Origin of the sequence: Enterobacter sp. 22466 (assembly GCF_052044775.1) — a bacterium.
In the GTDB taxonomy this organism is placed as follows: Bacteria; Pseudomonadota; Gammaproteobacteria; order Enterobacterales; family Enterobacteriaceae; genus Enterobacter; species Enterobacter dissolvens.
Map to the genome: position 1 here is coordinate 255,145 of NZ_JBQENX010000007.1, position 18,391 is coordinate 273,535.

The 18,391-nt window shown below is 50.8% G+C and carries 21 protein-coding genes and 1 other RNA gene; 8 read left to right on the forward strand and 14 right to left on the reverse strand.

From position 1 onward, the window contains the following. Nucleotides 1-58 precede the first annotated feature (58 nt). Complete coding sequence (locus ACTJJI_RS18680; protein ID WP_163280870.1) at nt 59-835, forward strand: isocitrate lyase/PEP mutase family protein; 777 nt, start codon at nt 59-61, stop codon at nt 833-835. Beyond that, complete coding sequence (locus tag ACTJJI_RS18685; protein WP_440655157.1) at nt 819-1,865, forward strand: bifunctional transcriptional activator/DNA repair enzyme AdaA; 1,047 nt, start codon at nt 819-821, stop codon at nt 1,863-1,865. Before ACTJJI_RS18680 ends, ACTJJI_RS18685 begins: the two co-directional genes overlap by 17 nt. A gap of 266 nt (nt 1,866-2,131) precedes the next feature. Here ACTJJI_RS18685 and ACTJJI_RS18690 read toward each other — a convergent pair whose 3' ends face one another. From ACTJJI_RS18690 to ACTJJI_RS18720, 7 genes are all read right to left on the reverse strand, one after another. Continuing rightward, entirely contained in the window at nt 2,132-2,368 is a 237-nt protein-coding gene (locus ACTJJI_RS18690; RefSeq protein ID WP_440655159.1) for a hypothetical protein, read from the reverse strand. A 141-nt stretch (nt 2,369-2,509) separates the two neighbouring features. Next, nucleotides 2,510-3,073 carry a hypothetical protein gene (locus ACTJJI_RS18695; protein WP_180251396.1) on the reverse strand — a complete coding sequence of 188 codons (564 nt, stop codon included), beginning with the start codon at nt 3,071-3,073 and terminating at the stop codon, nt 2,510-2,512. Between the two features lie 108 nt (nt 3,074-3,181). Continuing rightward, nucleotides 3,182-5,515 (reverse strand): primase-helicase zinc-binding domain-containing protein, encoded by a 2,334-nt coding sequence (locus tag ACTJJI_RS18700; protein WP_440655161.1) that lies wholly within the window; start codon nt 5,513-5,515, stop codon nt 3,182-3,184. 14 nt (nt 5,516-5,529) lie between these two features. Further along, nucleotides 5,530-5,850, reverse strand: coding sequence for a DUF5375 domain-containing protein (locus ACTJJI_RS18705; RefSeq protein WP_032983270.1), 321 nt, complete (start codon nt 5,848-5,850; stop codon nt 5,530-5,532). Further along, nucleotides 5,847-6,074, reverse strand: a complete 228-nt coding sequence (locus ACTJJI_RS18710) for a hypothetical protein (protein ID WP_032983269.1) — start codon at nt 6,072-6,074, stop codon at nt 5,847-5,849. The genes ACTJJI_RS18705 and ACTJJI_RS18710 overlap by 4 nt, the downstream gene beginning before the upstream one ends. Further along, complete coding sequence (locus ACTJJI_RS18715; RefSeq protein ID WP_064151147.1) at nt 6,071-6,622, reverse strand: host cell division inhibitor Icd-like protein; 552 nt, start codon at nt 6,620-6,622, stop codon at nt 6,071-6,073. The genes ACTJJI_RS18710 and ACTJJI_RS18715 overlap by 4 nt, the downstream gene beginning before the upstream one ends. Beyond that, nucleotides 6,619-6,885, reverse strand: a complete 267-nt coding sequence (locus tag ACTJJI_RS18720) for a helix-turn-helix transcriptional regulator (RefSeq protein ID WP_440655164.1) — start codon at nt 6,883-6,885, stop codon at nt 6,619-6,621. The genes ACTJJI_RS18715 and ACTJJI_RS18720 overlap by 4 nt, the downstream gene beginning before the upstream one ends. 528 nt (nt 6,886-7,413) lie before the next feature. Between ACTJJI_RS18720 and ACTJJI_RS18725 the strand changes: the two genes are divergently transcribed. From ACTJJI_RS18725 to ACTJJI_RS18735, 3 genes are read left to right on the forward strand one after another with little or no spacing between them, the layout of a single operon-like run. Further along, complete coding sequence (locus tag ACTJJI_RS18725) at nt 7,414-8,157, forward strand: capsid protein (RefSeq protein ID WP_440655166.1); 744 nt, start codon at nt 7,414-7,416, stop codon at nt 8,155-8,157. 2 nt (nt 8,158-8,159) lie between these two features. Further along, nucleotides 8,160-8,378, forward strand: a complete 219-nt coding sequence (locus tag ACTJJI_RS18730; RefSeq protein ID WP_013095389.1) for an ogr/Delta-like zinc finger family protein — start codon at nt 8,160-8,162, stop codon at nt 8,376-8,378. A gap of 28 nt (nt 8,379-8,406) precedes the next feature. Then, a complete protein-coding gene (locus ACTJJI_RS18735; RefSeq protein ID WP_440655168.1) occupies nt 8,407-8,970 on the forward strand; it encodes a phage polarity suppression protein in 564 nt (187 codons plus the stop codon). Nucleotides 8,971-9,296: 326 nt separating this feature from the next. Here the strand turns inward: ACTJJI_RS18735 and ACTJJI_RS18740 are convergent, their stop codons facing one another. The 4 genes from ACTJJI_RS18740 to smpB all read right to left on the reverse strand — a co-directional run bounded on the left by ACTJJI_RS18740 (nt 9,297) and on the right by smpB (nt 13,554). Beyond that, nucleotides 9,297-11,225: an ORC-CDC6 family AAA ATPase gene (locus ACTJJI_RS18740; RefSeq protein ID WP_440655170.1), complete on the reverse strand. Its 1,929-nt coding sequence runs from the start codon at nt 11,223-11,225 to the stop codon at nt 9,297-9,299. 15 nt (nt 11,226-11,240) lie between these two features. Then, on the reverse strand, nt 11,241-12,434 hold the full coding sequence (locus ACTJJI_RS18745) for an integrase domain-containing protein (RefSeq protein ID WP_440655172.1): 1,194 nt from the start codon (nt 12,432-12,434) through the stop codon (nt 11,241-11,243). Between the two features lie 184 nt (nt 12,435-12,618). After that, nucleotides 12,619-12,982, reverse strand: a transfer-messenger RNA (tmRNA) gene (gene ssrA / locus ACTJJI_RS18750). An 89-nt stretch (nt 12,983-13,071) separates the two neighbouring features. Continuing rightward, nucleotides 13,072-13,554, reverse strand: coding sequence for an SsrA-binding protein SmpB (smpB, locus tag ACTJJI_RS18755; RefSeq protein ID WP_008502505.1), 483 nt, complete (start codon nt 13,552-13,554; stop codon nt 13,072-13,074). Between the two features lie 156 nt (nt 13,555-13,710). Here smpB and ACTJJI_RS18760 point away from each other — a divergent pair, with 156 nt between their 5' ends. Together ACTJJI_RS18760 and ACTJJI_RS18765 are read left to right on the forward strand one after the other, a co-directional pair. Continuing rightward, nucleotides 13,711-14,148 (forward strand): type II toxin-antitoxin system RatA family toxin, encoded by a 438-nt coding sequence (locus tag ACTJJI_RS18760; protein WP_014832955.1) that lies wholly within the window; start codon nt 13,711-13,713, stop codon nt 14,146-14,148. Next, nucleotides 14,138-14,425, forward strand: coding sequence for an RnfH family protein (locus tag ACTJJI_RS18765; protein WP_003863119.1), 288 nt, complete (start codon nt 14,138-14,140; stop codon nt 14,423-14,425). Before ACTJJI_RS18760 ends, ACTJJI_RS18765 begins: the two co-directional genes overlap by 11 nt. Nucleotides 14,426-14,537: 112 nt before the next feature. Here ACTJJI_RS18765 and bamE read toward each other — a convergent pair whose 3' ends face one another. The 3 genes from bamE to nadK all read right to left on the reverse strand — a co-directional run bounded on the left by bamE (nt 14,538) and on the right by nadK (nt 17,640). Then, nucleotides 14,538-14,876 carry an outer membrane protein assembly factor BamE gene (bamE, locus tag ACTJJI_RS18770; protein ID WP_003863121.1) on the reverse strand — a complete coding sequence of 113 codons (339 nt, stop codon included), beginning with the start codon at nt 14,874-14,876 and terminating at the stop codon, nt 14,538-14,540. A gap of 138 nt (nt 14,877-15,014) precedes the next feature. Further along, nucleotides 15,015-16,676 carry a DNA repair protein RecN gene (gene recN / locus ACTJJI_RS18775; RefSeq protein ID WP_046889734.1) on the reverse strand — a complete coding sequence of 554 codons (1,662 nt, stop codon included), beginning with the start codon at nt 16,674-16,676 and terminating at the stop codon, nt 15,015-15,017. 85 nt (nt 16,677-16,761) lie between these two features. After that, nucleotides 16,762-17,640, reverse strand: a complete 879-nt coding sequence (gene nadK, locus ACTJJI_RS18780; protein WP_013098356.1) for an NAD(+) kinase — start codon at nt 17,638-17,640, stop codon at nt 16,762-16,764. A gap of 122 nt (nt 17,641-17,762) precedes the next feature. Here nadK and grpE point away from each other — a divergent pair, with 122 nt between their 5' ends. Continuing rightward, nucleotides 17,763-18,356: a nucleotide exchange factor GrpE gene (grpE, locus tag ACTJJI_RS18785; RefSeq protein WP_014832953.1), complete on the forward strand. Its 594-nt coding sequence runs from the start codon at nt 17,763-17,765 to the stop codon at nt 18,354-18,356. Nucleotides 18,357-18,391: the final 35 nt, after the last annotated feature.

Below are 18,391 nucleotides of genomic sequence, written 5' to 3' on the forward strand. Positions count from 1 at the left end.
TTGTGACGTTCTTGCTGACTGCTTAGATTCATTTTCAATCTATCGAGAGGATATGGATATGAACTTTGCAGAACTCCACAACCAGCATGAGCCGCTTCTTATCGCTAATGTCTGGGATGCCGCCAGTGCTGTCGCAGCGCAAGAAGCAGGTTATCAGGCATTGGGAACGTCCAGCGCAGCAATCGCGTCCACACTGGGATATGAAGACGGGCAGGGAATGCCATTTGATGCGCTATTTTATATGGTCACCCGTATCCAGGCTGTCAGCAAGCTGCCATTGAGCGTTGACATGGAAGCAGGGTACGGTGATTCAGCCGAAGAGATAACAGCCAATCTCAGGCGCCTTGCTCAGACAGGCGTCGCAGGCGTTAATCTTGAAGACAGCAGCGTCATAAATGGGGTGCGTCAGCTTGACGATGCTTCTGATTTTTCCGGTACCCTGAGAACAGTAAGCGATGTGCTGAGAAGCGAAAATCATAGCCTGTTTCTGAACATCCGGACTGACACGTACCTGCTCGGGCATGCAGAAGCGTTGCAGGAGACGATATTACGGGGTCAAAGCTATAACGCTGCAGGTGCTGACGGCCTTTTTGTGCCCTGTCTGACGTCAGAGAAAGACATCAGCCTCATTGCAGAGGCAACGGGTCTGCCTCTTAATGTCATGTGTATGCCCGACCTTTCGTCATTCGACAGGCTGAAGCTGGCCGGAGTAAGCCGCATTTCCATGGGCAATTTTGTGCATTCAGCCATGCAGTCAACGCTGACTGATGTCATGTATGCGATCCGATCTCGTCAGACGTTTGAAGGACTTTTTGGTGATGAAAATAACCGATAAGAATTTATGTGATATCTGGTATCAGGCATTACTTGAACGTGCTTCAGAATATACTGGCGTGTTTTTTGTCGGCGTCAAAACCACTGGCGTGTTCTGCATTTCGGTATGTCGGGCGCGAAAGCCCAAACGTGAAAATGTCGAATTTTATAAAGATGCCAAATCTGCCCTTGCGGCCGGTTTTCGACCCTGTAAGGTCTGCAGACCCGCTGAGAATGCGCACAGCGCGCCATTATTTGTTGAACAGGCGCTTGCGCTTGTCAGGCGCGATATTAAATCCCGTGTTGCAGACGCGGAGCTTCGCCAGCATGGAATCAGTCCGGAGCGGGTAAGACGCTGGTTTCTTCAACATCACGGCATCACTTTTCAGGCTTTCCAACGAATGCAGCGGGTGAACGTTGCTCTGCAGGAGCTCAAAAGCGGACGAACGGCGACTGACGTTGCGCTGGACAACGGCTATGAATCCCTGAGCGGGTTTGGTTATACCTACAAGCGGCTTACTGGTGCAGCGCCGACTCAGGCAACCCAGGTGATAGTCATTCACCGTTTTACCACGACGCTTGGGCCGATGTTTGTCTGTGCGACAGAGCGGGGAGTCTGTCTACTGGAGTTTACCGATCGCAGGATGTTAGAAACAGAGTTTCGCGATATTCAGCGTTTATTTAACGCCAGAATCGTCACCGGAGAAAACAGCCATACCCGGCAGACAGTAAAGGAAATCAGCGAGTATTTTGCCGGAACGCGCCGACAGTTTGCTCTCTCTGTAGATGCCCCCGGAAGTGATTTTCAACAATCCGTCTGGCGCGAGCTGCGTGCAGTTCCCTATGGACAGACCTCACACTATCAGGCCATGTCGCTACGGATGAATAAGCCAAATGCTGTGCGCGCCGTCGCTGCTGCCAATGGTGCAAACCGAATTGCGATTGTGATCCCTTGTCACAGGATTATTGGAAAAGATGGCGCGATGACAGGTTATGGAGGTGGTATTTCTCGAAAAGAATGGCTCATTGAGCATGAGAGGAATAACGTTTAATGGCGTGATGCTCCAGTGTAGGCGGGAAATTTTTTGGACTTTGCGGGACAAATTGAGGGCGCAAAAAAGCCCGCAGGGCTTGCGCCGTGCGGGCTTTCAGGACTTCATCAGTCGACTCTGGTGATCGCCGATGGAGAATTTTGGTGGGCTGGCGGAGTCTGAATAAACTAATCAACTTTATGTTTTTATTGGTAATTTATCAATTCAACTTTCATTGGTATACCTAAGCGTATACCAATGGCGATTTGTTGCATTGTTTCCTGTGGTTAAGCAAACCTGTTTTTTGAATGGAACACATCAAAAAAGAGTTTTTTTGCATTTAACTGTTCACACTGTTCACCTCGGTTTTTTTCTTTTTTAATATCATAATGATAAGTGGTGAATGGTTGGTGAAGAGTGAACAGTCGACTCTTCACCTTTGTGATTTGTACTGGTTCTGGATGCGCTCGTTTAGGCGATGCGCGGGGGGGGGATAAAAAGTTTTTTTGGGTTTGACTGTTCACACTGTTCACCTTTTGTATTTTATCAATAATTTCATAGAGATAAGTGGTGAATATACGGTGAAGGGTGAACAGTAGATTGTTCACCCTTCACGGCAGAAAATATAAATTGCAGGTAAGAAAGGCTATCCTGGCGCAGATGAATTAGTGTTGTGTTTTGATATTAAGCAAAGCTTTCTCAATTCTGGCTAGATTTTCAGCAATCTTTTTCTCATTACTGTTATCTGAGGCATCCACCCTGGCCAACGATAACAATTCAATATAACTTTCATTAGTAATATTTTTTGCGAAAGGGTTCTTGCTATTAGCTTTACGGAAAGTTGTAGTTACTCTAATTTTGTGGTCACCTAAAATCTTCTTCGAATCAGCGAAATTTCCAAGCCTCAATATCCTGCATGAACCAGGTGCAAGAAATGGTATGCCTGAAACCAATGCACCTTTCGTTAACGCACTATACTCACCATTAGGCAGTGAATTCTTAAAGGTATTTTCATTAAAACTGAAGGTTACATCTTTTGCAGCACTTTTACCTATATTCTTAATTACAATATTTAAAACAGTTTTGACTTCATTGTTTTGTTCAAGGTAAACAATGACGTCTGGGTAGGTGCTCTCTTTGTAAACAAGGTAACTGATACATGATGAGCCAACGGCAACTAGCATTGTTAATATATTTATTAATAACCCACTGGTCTGAAAGTAATCCATTTTCTACCTCTCGAAAAACAGATGAAATATTCGACCATTATACACATCTCGTAAATCGCTATGTTGGTAGTTAACGTAACAGACCGGCTATAGCCGGTCTGAGTTAGGTTATGTCGCTGCGGGTTCGTCGCACTTCGGCAGCCAGTCGCCGTAGCTTTCTTCTTTCAGAGACAGGTTAGTCTGTATCCCCTGCTTTGTGTGCCGCTTCTCATAATTCAGGCCGTACTCTTTCAGCATCATGGGCAGCCCCAGCCCGAACATTTTCAGGCTGAGCACGTTCCTGTACCCGTTAGCCTCCATATAGGCCAGATACGCGTGATAGAGATATTTACGGTAATTACGCGGGACGATGCTGGCATTACCCATAAACATCCCGTTGGTCTGCGGCAGCATTTCCAGATAGCCGCAAAAATCAAACGTCGGGTCTGCGTCGCGCTTGATGCTGAGCGCCTCGTCGGAGTTCTGCTGCGACTGGAGCAGTGCGCGCGCGGCCATCGGGTCGCTGAATTTCTGCATAAGCTGGCGCACGATGACGGCCAGCTCGCGCGCAATTTTATCCCTGAGCTGCGGGTCGCGTTCTTCCGGGGCAATCTGCTCCGGGAAGTGAATAATCACCCGGCGACGTGACACACCGCCGCTGCGGTCGGTGAAGCGCATCGGGTTGTTATTCACGGCCAGAATCACAGCCGGAATATGCGTTGAGTACGGATTCTGGTATTTCGGGTCAACTGAAACTGCATCGCCGCCGGTGATGGCCTTCAGCCCTGCACCGTCACCGCTCCATTTTTCCTGGTCAGGCAGACGGATAAGCGAGAAGCCAATCAGGGATGCACGCTTGCGCGGGTCTTCCAGCGTATCGATATCAGCCGACGTGGCGTTATCCTCTCCGGCGAGCAGGGTCGCGATTTCGGCCAGAATACTTTTCCCGCTCCCGCCGGGACCGGTGACTTCGAGAAAGAGCTGCCAGTCGTAGCGGTTCGCCAGCACCATAAACAGCGCAGCGAGTATCACGTCGCGCTTTTCCGGTCTGCCACCGGCAGCACGGTCGAGCCAGCGCCAGAAATCCGGGGCGTGGGTTTCCAGCGTTTCTCCCTCTACCGGCGGGGTAAAATCGACATCACAGAGTGTGCGCAGCCAGTGCGATTTATGGTGTGGGCTGAAAGTACCCGTGGCGGTATCGAGTACTCCGTTACGAAAGCCAATCAGACGGCGTGCCGGTGCGGCCTGCTGCGGAATAATCAGTTTCAGGGTCTCCACCACTGAGGCAATTTTCCCGGACGAGAACGGTGCGCGCAGACGCTGGAACAACCCGGCCACGTCGCGGGCAAAATCCGACGGCGGAATGATTTTCCATATCCCGGCCTCATAGCGGGACAGGAGCTGGCCGTTTGCATCCACGGCCAGCGCTTCGCCGTAATGCTCATGCACCCGCATTGCCTTTTCACTGGTGCTCATGGCGGTAAATTCCGCCTCGCTCATGGTGTCGAACGGACTTTGTACCGGTGGCCGGATGGCATCATAAATCGCTTTTCGGGTAGCCTCCCCGCCATTCTGCATAAACGCATCATTCCAGTCACCAAACACCGGCGGCAGGGCAACAACACCCTCACAGGTTTCTGCGGCCGCTGCGGCTTTGTTCTGGCCGTCGCCGTTAAGGTCACGGTCAGCAGCGAGCACAATCTGACAGGCCGGGTGTTTCTGACGGGCAAGGCTCGCCAGAGAAAGGAGGTTCACGGACGACAGTGCCACCATGACGGTTTCGCCGGTCAGGTGATGCACGGTGAGCGCGGTTGCATAGCCCTCCGCAATCCACAGGCGTTTTCCGGCCTGTTTTTTTCCTTCGATGGTGTGACACGCTCCTTTTACCGTCCCGCCTTTCAGGGTGCGTTTGAGACCGTCAGAATTAATAATCTGAATGTTAACCAGTGCGCCGGTATCGTCATACAGCGGGACAACCACATCACCGGCGCGGAACGTCACGCCGCCGGTTTTGTGTGTGGCCGACAGTACCGGACATTCCCGGTCAGGGAAGCCCTTGCGGGTCAGATAGGCGTTGCCACTGGCCGTGCGGGTTTTCTCCATCAGTCTGACGGCCAGCGCGGCGGCCGCTTTACGGTCAGCTTCGGTTTCAGCCTCTGCGGCCGCAATCACTTCCGGGGCAACCGGCGGCAGGTTGCCGGTCACGGCGTTCACCTTCCCGGCAGCCTCTGATGCGGTTACGTCGAACACTTTCTCTACCAGCTTAAGACCGTCACCCGCACCGCACTGGTTACAGAACCATGTGCCGCGCCCCTCTTTATCGTCAAAGCGGAAGCGGTCAGAGCCGCCGCACACCGGACAGGCCTGATGGCGGTTTTTAATGACCTTCACACCCAGCGCCGGGAGAATGCGCGGCCAGTGGCCGCACGCCTGTTTTACGGTTTCCGTTACGTTCATTTTCATCGTTATTTTCTCCCTCAGTGCATAACAGGCGATGTGATATGACGGGCACAGAGTTCATCCATCACGGCGAGTCCCAGAAAAGACAGCGACGGGGTGGCCTTGAGCGGTCCGGCTTCCATTAAATCCTCCAGCAGCGCACAGGCAATCTGGCGGCCTTTTTCCTCACCGTGCTGGCGCAGATAGAAGCCCTCCAGCTCGTCGGCGATGGCGCTTTCCAGCGCATCAAGGGTGAGGTGTTCGTAGCGGTGCTGACGCTCGCATACTGTCAGCCATGCACAGGCTACGGCGCGACGATAGAGCGCGGCGCGTAATACGGGTGAAAGAGGCTTTTTCATACGTTGTCCTCCCCGGTCAGCCAGCGCTTTTTGCAGCGCTCGACCACGCCGTCGAGCTGGGCGGTCATGAGGTAAATCACGGAGGTGAGCTGCAACTGCTGCGCCGGGTCGCGACAAACGGAGGTTGAGTCCTGCACCTTCATCAGCTCGTCAACGAGCTGGCCGAGATTACGCATATGCTCAAGGCACTCGATATCATGAGGGGTGATAAGGGTCTGTTTCATGGTCGCACCTCCGTAACCGGCAGGCGGCCAGCGAACGACAGAATGTAATCACGAACGAGGGACAGGCGTGCGGCGTGTTCATCACCGGCAACGGTGCGGAGCATACAGATACGGGGTTTACGGTCTGCGCGACGAACGGCGGCAAACACAAAGACAAACTGCGGATGTGACGGGGTGAGGGTCGTAGCCATAATGGCAACCTCCATTGAGTAGCGGTTAACGCCACCACCGGAGCTGCTAATCTCATGGGTGGTAGCCCGGACGGGGTTAGCAGTACCGGCCTCAATGGACACCGGCCAGCCCGAAGGCTGCCCCGCCCGGACCACCATTATCTGACAGGGGCCACGGTGTAAGCACCACAGCCCGAAAAATGGGTGTGCCTGAGCGATGACACAAAAAAACACGCATGGCGCGTGCTGTGTCGCCATTGAGTTACACGGGCTGCTAATCCCGGCTGCCGATTTTGCGACAGCGGAAAAACTATACCTGGAAACGGCGACAGGAAGCAAGCCAGAAAAAGGGGCGGTTTGCTGAACGGTCATCATCATGCGTCACAGCCCCGGTTGCGCTCGGCAATGCGATCTGCCATCCACGCGGTGATTTCAGACTGCACCCACGCCACGTTTTTTCCGCCGAGGGAGATTTGTTTCGGGAAAGCCTCCCGGCTGATGAGGTCGTAAATGGTCGACCGGGACAGACCGCACAGATGCATCACTTCGGGCAGGCGGATAAAGCGTTCCTGAACGGCATCAGAGACCGGCATCATCGGGGCGGCAGGGGCAGAAGACGGTGAAGAAAAAGCGGTGTGCATCGGGCTACCTCATAAAGTCCATACTGTGCCGGTCGTGTCCGTCCGGCCTCGGGTAGCTCTCTATTTTGTGAATATTTACCCTCAGGGCAACAAGTCTTTTAAGGGTGATTTTGCATTCATTTCGTTGATTTTTCAGTATGTCAAAGCTTTGGCAAATGATGGCAATTGATGGAAAAACCATGATTACTTTTACTGATTAAACTCTCCTGTATTGACCGGAATAAAATATATAAGCCCTGAGATAAGCCAGAACGGCAGGTGAACAGTGGTGAACAGACGGTGAACAGTCAGACCTGCAACTGTTCACCCTTTAACTTACTGTATTATTTATACTTTTATTTATGGTGAACAGTGGTGAACAGTTATCAGTAAAAAAACAAACGATGAGTAAGGTTTTGCTGAGACCTTTCTCTGGCAAGCCGGGTTTTGAGTGCTGTTTGTGCCAGAACTGCCACAACTGCAATGAATCGAGATGTTGTGTGATGAAGGGCAGAATCATTTCAGGTTGAACACACGGAGAGCCTGAACATGAAACCCGAAACAGTCATTACCGCCCTGCAGAATGTAGCCGCTCAACAGTCAGCAGAGAGCAGCCAGCGCATCACCGACAAGCTGAGCGCATTCACTGCGGCCAGAGACACGCACGCGGCCAGCATGCAGGAACTGAAAGAGATTGATACGTCCATTGAACGCTGTAAGCAGGAGCGGCAGACCGCCCTCAGTGAGAGTGCAGAGGCGGAGCAGGACTGGCGCAGTCGCTTCCGCACCCTGCGCGGCAATCTCACCCCTGAAATGAAAGCTGAGCACAGCAGGCGTATCGCCAGTCGCGAGCTGGCCGACGAGTTCACCGGCCTGATTGCGGAGCTGGAAACTGACCGGACACGCGCCATGCTGAATGCCTGCTCGACCGCCAGTAAATACCTGTCAGCGCATGATGATGCCTTTACCACTTATGCCGGTGCGGAATGGGCTCAGGCGGTCAACACGCTCCCCGCCGTGCTCATTCGTGCTTTCCTGCTGCGCATTCGCGCCCTCGAAATGCAGGGTGACAGTGCACCCCAGTCCGTGGCCGTCGGCGAGTTGCGCGATGCGCTGAGCCGTCAGGGCAGCCTGTATCACTTCGATATGAAGCAGGAGCCGGTATTGTCTGTGATGGGCATGCACCGGCCGCAGATTAACGGTGTGGATATGGAGCTGTTACGCAGCCCGGCGAAGAGAATGATGCTCGCCAGAAAACTGGCTGATAATGGCGAGACAAAAGCGGAGGTATAAGCATGTTTCACTGCCCGTTCTGCAAAACCAGTGCGCACGCCCGCACCAGTCGCTATCTGTCTGAGAACGTCAAACAGCGCTATCACCAGTGCGTGAACGTCGAGTGCTCGGCGACCTTCCGTACGCTTGAATCCGTTGACGGGATTATCCGTTCACCGGTTACTGAGCCGGTTACCCCTGTACCCGCACCGGCGGCCACCGTTAACCGTGCCGGTGCGTGAGCACGGCCAGACATCAGGAGAGACATACGTGACCACACTGACGCTACAGAAAGCCTTTGAGGCCTGTCAGGCAAATAAATCCGCCTGGCTGCAACGCCGGGATGAACTGAAGCAGGCCGAACAGGCATACCGCGAACAGCTTGCCGGTAACGGCCACAGCGGCCGGAGCCTGCAAACCCTGCGCGAAATTATCGACGTGAAAAAGTGGGAAATAAATCAGGCTGCCGGGCGTTATATCCGCTCGCATGAGGAGGTGCAGCGAATCAGCATCCGTAACCGTCTGAATGATTTTATGCAGGCACATGGCGCGGAGCTGGCCGCCGCCCTTGCCCCGGAGCTGATGAATTATTCCGGGCAGCATTCCGCCATTCAGCGCTGCGCCATGCAGCACTCACTCGACTATCTGCGTGAGGCGCTGCTGGTCTGGCTGACCGCCGGTGAAAAAATTAATTATTCGGCGCAGGATAATGACATTTTAACGCCCATCGGATTCAGGCCTGACGCGGCTTCGTGCGATGATAATCGTGAAAAATTCACACCTGCACAGAACCTGAATTACACCCGCCGACGCGCAGAGCTGGCCGCGCAGTAGTCCTTTCAAAAATTCCCGAAAAACCCGCCTTTTTCCCCTAAAAAGCCATGCATGCATAAGGTGCATGGTTTTGCATGCGTTTTACCGATACTGGAACCCCCGCCAGCGCCAGTACTGGCGCGCCCTGAGGCCGGTCATGCACCTGCATTAAAAGCGCCCCCTTAAGCGGGCAGGCGGGGCGGGGAGAGCATTGCGCGCAGAGCCGCGGAGTTGAATTAATATTAATTTTTTAGTGGGATTTTTTTGAGGTGTAATAGTGTGCATCTATGTTAATAAAAAAGTTTTAGAAGTTAATGCAGGGCGTGACCCCTGCATCAGTTTGTGAATTACTGCTCAAGATCACTTGAATAGTATTTGTGAGGTTTGTGGGCTTTGTTAATATTTATTTTTCCCGACTTTTCAAGGACTCGGCTCCCCCAAATTGCAACCTTCTGCACCGTACAGCCTACAGAGTCTGCAATATCTCTTGCTGTCATAGCTTCATGCTCACTTAATTGAGATATTAATCCTAAGATTTTAATCTCTACTTCAGCGAAATTTCCCTCGGTCATCGGTGCATCTTGATGAATAATTTCGATTAGAACTGTGTCATCATCAAAGCAGCGTTTGACTTTTGATCTTATAACATCATTCTCATCATAAATTTTATTACAGGAAGAACATCTGTAACTTTTTTGCTTGGTTTTTAGAAAATAGGCATCAAAGCCAGATAAGACCGGGTCGTAAATAAATCTTATTGGTGTGTAATCATCTTTTTTATTTGCGTACTTAATGTTGTACTCAGTGCAGACATCATAGTCAAGAGAATAGAGATTATAACTACCACCATGTTTTGAAGCGATGTTTTCGGAAATGAAATGTAGCAAAAAGTTCTCGCATAAAATATTTAAGTACTCTTTTCTAGTGGGGTCTATCATTAAGTGGCTGGCGGCTCTGTTAGGAAATTTGTTTTTTTCTGTAATTGCTTTTTCTAATATTTTATTCCATAGATCCATGTAGAATCCAGGTATGAGTTTTTGTTTTACACCACCAATGAATTGTTTTTGATATGTTTTTCTTGCACAGGTGATTCCATAGTTTATTTCTGCGAGACCAATTCGATAATCAGTTGAATTGGTTTGAGCTTGGGAAAAAGCGTTTTGTAAAATTATTCCAAGTGTCCTTGATACGCCGATGGTTTCTCGTGTTAAACGAGTCATTATTTCGGTTGTGTCACCTTTGAATATTGAACCTATTGTCATTGAAGAACAGAATTTTTCAATTCTCTTTTGTATCAGTTCAGTAACGAAGATTTGCATTTTATTCATGGCTGCTATAGCACCATTAAATCGCTCAGAATATTCGTTAAAATCAAGAGGTATAGGAAAAATATCCCTCCCAATGATAACTTTTTCTCCAAAATTAAAACGGTCTGTAATTACACCAAGTTTAAAGAACATACCTACTTTTGAACCAAGAAATAATTTCAAAAGCGCACTGAATTTCAATTGTGAGTCTAGGCTTAGGTCAGAATATTCATCTATAAATACATAGATAGCATCAATGCCAGCTTTTGTCTTAATTTCATTTATTTTATTGAGGAAGTCCTGGGCATTTAATCCTTTTACTGTTGTGAATTTAATGCTTTCATTGTTTTCAGTAGCGCCACCTACTTTTGCTGATATTTTTGCGCTGGTTGGGCTTAGTTCGCCGGAAAGTTCATGTGAGCCGGTTTTTTTAATTGCTAAGGAGCTGTCAATAACCTTTGATTTACTTAATGTTATTCCCTGAACAAGTACTTTCTCTATATAGTCAAGTTCATTTAAAGTTTGATGCTGTTTTCTGAAGTTACTTAGAAAGTTGTCGTCAAACATTAAAGAAAGTTGGTTTTTAAGAGCGGAAATAATTTGTCTAATAAAATGAATTTCGAGTAAGGAAAGTTCGTTCTCAGAGTCGAATATATCATTGCAAGTACTAAGATCTATATATATAGGTAGGGTTTTTACGTTTCCGAGTAAGGATTTAGATGTAGGTTTAGGTATTATTGTTTTAAGGCATTCATAGTAACCACGAAGTAAATTTGTTGTTTTCCCCGTGCCTCGCCTGCCAGATATAAAACTATCTTGTTTATGAAGAAGGTTGTTCAATATTCCAAATGAATCAATGAAGTAGCCCTCTAATTGATCAAGCTCAGATATTTTTTCTAAGGTAATATAGTCTGCTCGAAGTATTGAGTTGAAAGCATTATTGATTTGTTGCTTTTGCTGTGCGTCCATGTTTCCTCTCCAAAGCTAAATGTTATTAAGAACAACCTTGCCCCACCATTCCATGAGATCTCTTCTCTGGGAAAGGTAAGTTGAACGATTGTAAGCTCTTCTTACCTCGTTCTTGTCGGTATGAGCCAATGCAGCTTCAATGACATCAGAATTAAAGCAAGCTTCATTCATAGCAGTACTAGCTATGGATCTCAACCCATGAGCCACTAGCTTACCTCCATAACCGATCCTTTTTAAAGCAGCATTAGCCGTCTGGCTATTCATTGGTTGCTTTGGGTCATTCCTGCTCGGAAAAACGTGCTCTCGATTGGCACTAATAGGTTTCATCACTTCGAGAATCTCTAATGCCTGAGTTGAGAGAGGAACTATGTGCTCACGTTTCGCCTTCATCCGTTCGGCTGGAATAGTCCAAAGCTTTGCATCTTGATCGATTTCTGCCCAACGAGCACCGGAGGCCTCAGAAGGGCGCACAAGCGTCAGGAGTTGCCATTCAATAAGGCAGCGAGTCGAAACAGACAGATTTGACATAACTAAAGAACGCATTAGCTTCGGCAATTCTTCTGGCCGCAGTGTCGGCATATTTTGTTTTTTGGGCTTCTCAAAGGCCATTCCAACACCTGATGCTGGATTGGCATCAATCAGACCAGTGTTTACGGCATAAACCATTATCTCGTTAATGCGCTGCACCAGTCGACGTACAGTCTCAAGTGCCCCACGAGCTTTGATTGGTTCAAGCGCTTCAACCAATGTACGGGCTTTGATTTGCTGAACGGGGATCTCACCGATAGCAGGGAATACATCTTTCTCCAGTGAACGCCAAATGTCTTTTGCGTAATCAGAGGTAACGCTTTTGCTTTTGAGCTGGAACCAGTTAGCGGCGACCGTTGAAAAAATACTGTCCAAAGCGATTTGCTGCTGTTCCTCTGCAACTTCGGCCTGAATTTGTGGGTCAATTCCGTTGGCTAACAAGGCAAGGTAATCCGCTCTTAACCCTCGGGCGTCAGCAAGTGAAAGGGCGGGGAAAGCACCTAGCCCCATCATTGTCCGCTGTTTTGTCGCCGGACGTTGATAGCGGAAACGCCAGAGCTTTTTCCCGCTGGTTTTCACTATCAGGAAAAGGCCATCGCCATCATGCAGCGTCAGATCCTTCTCTAACGCTTTAGCGCGCTGAACTTCGGTGTTGGTCAGGGGACGTGTTGTCCGTGCCACTATGGCTGCTCCTTCATGAATTGGTATACGCTTTTAGGTATACATCCTACCGTATACCTAAGCGTATACCAATAATCACCGGATTTAGCTGGATGTTCTCGGACAATGATAGACACAAAAAAGCCCGCAGGGCTTGTGCCATGCGGGCTTTCTGTACTTCACCGGACGCATCCGGATCATTATTTGGTGGAGCTGGCGGGAGTTGAACCCGCGTCCGAAATTTCTACATCCTCGGTACTACATGCTTAGTTTGTCTTTACATTCGCACGCCAGCTGCGGACAGACACGCCACTAACGAACTAGCCTGATTAGTTTTAACGCTTCAACCCCAGGCAGGGCTTCCACGCGATCTCTTTTGGGTTTGACCTCTCTTTGATCCCCGTCTTAAGAGCGGAAGCTAGGGAGAGAGGGCTCAGAGCAGGTTATTAAGCTGCTAAAGCGTAGTTTTCGTCGTTTGCGACTATTTTTTTGCGGCTTTTAACGAGGCAAACCGCCCCTCGGCATGCACCTTGGGTTTCGCAAATCCCGTCGAATCCAGAATCAGCCCCAATAGTGTTGAACTCAGTATACCAGATTTCACTTCCTGGATACCAGCCCGGAACGCTAACTTATTGAATAGTACAATAAGTGTGCAGAATCAACGTCCTGCGTTTTTCATAATACGTGCTTTGTCGAGCTGCCATTCGCGCTCTTTCAGGTCAGTACGTTTGTCGTGCTGTTTTTTACCTTTAGCGACGCCCACTTTCACTTTGCACCAGGCGTTTTTCCAGTACAGCGACAGTGCGACCACGGTAAACCCTTCACGGTTAATGCGCCCGTAGAGGGATTCCAGTTCACGCTTGTTCAGCAGCAGCTTACGGGTGCGCGTTGGGTCACACACGTAGTGCGAAGAGGCGACGGTCAGCGGCGTAAAGTTGGCACCGAACAGGAAGGCTTCGCCATCTTTCAGGATCACATAGCTATCGCCGATGTTGGCTTTCCCGGCGCGCAGCGATTTTACTTCCCAGCCCTGCAGGGCAAGGCCAGCTTCAAATTCTTCTTCAATGAAATACTCATGGCGAGCACGCTTGTTGAGCGCAATGGTCGCCGAGCCTGGTTTATGTGCTTTTTTCTTCGTCATAAGTGTCGTAAAGCCGTCGGTAATCTGATTTCAAAAAGTCACCTCATTGCGTCCTGTGAGGTCTAACGCGCTATCTTAGCACGAGATGAGGCTTAGCGTTTTTTTAACAGGTGATAAATGTTATTATTTGTCCGTTGTGTGACCATGGGAAAAGCTATGCCTCAGATTAGCCGTACTGCGCTTGTACCTTACAGCGCGGAACAAATGTATCAGTTAGTGAACGATGTTCAGTCCTATCCAGAATTTATTCCGGGATGCACCGGGAGCCGCGTTCTGGAGTCTGGCCCGACGCAGATGACGGCGGCGGTGGATGTCTCCAAAGCGGGGATCAGCAAGACGTTCACCACCCGCAATACGCTGACGAGCAATCAGAGTATTTTGATGCATCTGGTGGATGGTCCGTTTAAGACCCTGATGGGAGGCTGGAAGTTTACGCCGCTGAGCGCTGATGCCTGCCGCATCGAGTTCCATCTGGACTTTGAGTTTACCAATAAGCTGATTGAGCTGGCGTTTGGCCGCATCTTCAAAGAGCTGGCGTCCAATATGGTTCAGGCGTTCACGACCCGCGCCAAAGAGGTATACAGTGTCGCATAAGATAGCGGTGGAAGTGGTCTATGCATTGCCGGAGAAGCAGTATCTGCAGCGCGTGACGCTGGAAGAGGGCGCAACCGTTGAGGCGGCTATCCGCGCCTCTGGCATTCTGGAGCTTCGTCGCGATATCGATCTGGCAAAAAATAAAGTCGGCATTTACAGCCGCCCCGTGAAGCTGGGTGATGTGCTGAAAGAGGGCGACCGGGTGGAGATTTATCGTCCGCTGATTGCCGACCCGAAAGAGCTGCGTCGCCAGCGTGCGGAGAAATCAGGTAAGTAGTGCTTTCTTTCCCCAGTAGTGGCACTGCGCTTACCGGGGCTACGATCCAGTGCGAAATGTCGATACAAAAAAAGGTGCTCATTGAGCACCTTTTTGCATTTCTGACGCCGGATTATTTGGTCAGGGCAGGCTTGTTGTCGATGTTGGTCAACACACCGGCGCTGCTGAAGGTCAGCGTCAGGGTCTGCTGGGTCACATCTTCGTGGCCTGGCTGCTGACGGAATACATAGAACCAGGTGTTGGTGCCGAACGGATCGGACATCATCGGGGTTCCCAGTGCATAAGCGACCTGCTGTTGTGTCATCCCTACACGGATTTTAGACACATCGTTAGGGGTAAGGTAGTTCCCCTGGTTGATGTCAGGACGGTAAACCACTTTCTCCAGAGTGGAACAGCCTGCGGTCAACATCAGAAGAACCGCAGCGGCAGCGGTCAGCGTTTTACAGCGCATAGTGATTTGATTCCTTTTCGGGCCCGAGCAGTACGCGGCTCATATGTAATATGCCGATGATAATAGACCTTGCCCCACTTTGAAACCGGTCTGGCGGCGTTTTTGTTGTTCTGTATGACCCTGAGATCCCGAAAAAGTTTATGCCGCCAGCAGTTCTTTCGCATTCGCGAGCGTATTGCGGGTGACTTCGCTGCCTCCCAGCAGACGAGCCAGCTCCTGCAGACGCGAGCGTTTATCCAGCGGTTTCATGTGCGTTTCGGTCATTTCACCGTCCGTTTCTTTGCTGACGATAAAGTGATGATGACCACAGCCCGCCACCTGCGGCAGGTGGGTGACGCACATCACCTGCGTTGATTCGCCCAGCTGGCGCAGCAGTTTACCCACCACCGCGGCTGTCGGGCCGCTGATCCCCACATCCACTTCATCGAAAATCAGCGCCGGGGTTTCCATTTTACGGGCGGTGATAACCTGGATCGCCAGAGCAATACGGGAGAGCTCACCGCCGGATGCCACTTTGGAAATAGGCTGTAACGGCTGGCCTGGGTTGGTGGTGACACGGAACTCGATGCGATCCGCGCCTTCCGCCGTCAGGGAGTTCTCTTCGAAGCGAACATCAATCGTGAATACGCCGTGTGGCATCGCCAGCGAATGCATGCTGTCGGTGATGTGCTGGCTGAGTTCCTGTGCATAGTGCTGACGAACATCATGCAGCTGTTTCGCCGTAGTCAGCGCCTGCTGATGGTGCTGGTTTACCGCCAGAGTCAGCGTTTCCAGTGAATCAGCCTGATCGTCGAGTTGCTGCTGTTCATCAAGGAGAGACTGATAGAACGCAGGCAACTCTTCCGGCGTGACGTGGTGCTTGCGCGCCAGCGAAATCTGACGGGAAATGCGCTGTTCCAGCTCAAACAGACGGTTGGGGTCGAGATCCAGACGTTCACAGTAGTGGCGCAGTTCATCACCGGCTTCAGAGATTTGAATCGCCGCTTCTTCCAGCATATCCAGTACGCCAGACAGTTTGCTGTCCATGCCCGCCAGCTCGGTAACAAGCTGACGCACGTTATACAGCTGGCTTTGCAGATTAACGTCTTCGCCATCTGCCAGTAAGGTGAGGGCGTTCTGGCTGGTAGAGAGCAGATGGCCACTGTTGGCCAGACGCTTGTACTCTTCGTCAATGAGTTCGAACTCACCCGCCTGCGGATTAAACTCGTTCAGTTCTTTGAGCTGATACTCCAGCAGTTCGGCGCGTGCGGCACGCTCCTGGCTTTGCTGCTGGTGCTGAGCCAGCTCGCGGCAGCTCTGGTGCCACTGGCGATAGTGTTCTGCCATCAACTGAGTAAGTGCATACTCACCTGCATAGCCATCGAGCAGCGATTTTTGCTGCTCCGGCTTAACCAACTGCTGATGCGCGTGCTGACCATGGATCTGAATAAGCAACTGGCCCAGCTCGCGAAGCTGAGAAAGCGGTACCGCCGTACCGTTGATAAAACCGCGTGAACGACCGTCGCTGCTGATAACGCGACGAAGTAAACACTCACGTCCATCTTCAAGCTGGTTTTCTTCGAGCCAGCGCAGGGCCGCAGGGGTGTCTTTTAGGGAGAAGCGAGCGCAGAGGTCAGCACGGTTGGCGCCCATGCGCACCATGTCACCCTCAGCACGCCCGCCAAGGCACAAGCCGAGGGCATCAATGGCAATGGATTTACCCGCACCGGTTTCCCCGGTGATCGCCGTCATGCCGCTGTGGAAATCGATCTCAAGCTCACGAACAATGGCAAAGTTGCTGATGGTCAGTTGTGCCAGCATAATTGTTTTCCTGTATGAAAAACCATAACTGTGTTTTCATACAGTATAAACTGGTTTTTTATACAGTAAAGTGCTGGATGCAAAATCAGAACAATTTTTTTGACCAGCCAAGCTTCGAGCTTAATGTATTGAAATAGCTGTAATCTTTCGGGTGAATAAGGTTCAGGTGGTAATCACACCGACGAATCAGTACATCTTCACCTTCCTGAATAGGCAATGCGATCTGGCTGTCGCAGCTGATCTCCAGGTCATTACGGCGGTGCGAGAAACGCAGGCGGATGGTGCTGCTGCCGTTAATCACCAGCGGGCGGGCAGAAAGGGTGTGCGGGAACATCGGCACCAGCGTAATGGCATCCAGCGAAGGCGTCAGGATTGGTCCTCCCGCGGAAAGCGAATAGGCGGTCGAGCCCGTCGGCGTGGAGATAATCAGCCCGTCAGAGCGCTGGGAGAACGCGAAGATTTCATCGATATACACTTCGAACTCAATCATATGCGCCACTTTGCCGGGGTGAAGCACCACCTCGTTAATGGCGGTACTGATGCGTTTCTGGCAGTCCTGCTGACACACCTGCGCTTCCAGTAAAAAACGTTTTTCGCTGATGTAGTGTCCTTCCAGCACATCGGCCAGCTGCTGCTGCGCGTTGTCCGGGTCGAGGTCGGTCAGAAAACCGAGATTGCCACGGTTGATGCCGATGACTTTTATGTCGTAGCGCGCCAGCGTGCGGGCCGCGCCGAGCATGTTGCCGTCGCCGCCGACCACCACGGCGAGATCCGCCTGCTGTCCAATCTCTGCCAGCGTGCCGGTTTTGACGCTCTTAAGCTGTAGCTCCTGAGCGATCTGCTGCTCAACCATCACCTCATAGCCTTTGCTACACAGCCAGCGATACAACATTTCATGTGTCGTCAATGCCGTAGGGTGACGCGGGTGCCCGACGATCCCAATACACCTGAAATGATTATTCATTTTCTGGAGGTCCTTGTGCCTGATGAATGATGACAATCTCTCTTGTTCCCTTGAATCCAGGAAACTGATCCCCATAATAAGCGAAGTTAGCGAGATGAATGCAGAAAAACGCGGAGAAATTCATGAGTAGTAAAGAACAGAAAACGCCTGAGGGGCAAGCCCCTGAAGAAATTATCACGGAACAGCACGATGACGTTGAGGCTGTAGAGCCAGACGCATCTGCTGAGCAGGTGGACCCGCGCGATGAAAAAATTGCGAATCTGGAAGCCCAACTGGTAGAAGCACAGAATCGCGAACGCGACAGTGTTCTGCGCATCAAGGCGGAAATGGAAAACCTGCGTCGTCGTACCGAACAGGACGTTGAGAAGGCGCATAAGTTTGCGCTGGAGAAATTCGTCAACGAACTGCTGCCGGTAATCGACAGCCTCGATCGCGCGCTGGAAGTGGCTGATAAAGCGAATCCGGACAACGCGGCAATGATCGAAGGTATCGAACTGACGCTGAAATCCATGCTGGACGTGGTGCGTAAGTTCGGCGTGGAAGTGATTGCCGATACCGACGTCCCGCTGGATCCTAACGTACACCAGGCGATTGCGATGGTGGAATCAGAAGACGTTGAAGCCGGTAAAGTGCTGGGCGTGATGCAGAAAGGGTATACCCTGAACGGCCGTACCATCCGTGCTGCGATGGTGACCGTGGCGAAAGCGAAAGCGTAATTTGCCGTCCCGTAGTGCCGGGCGGCGGCTTCGCC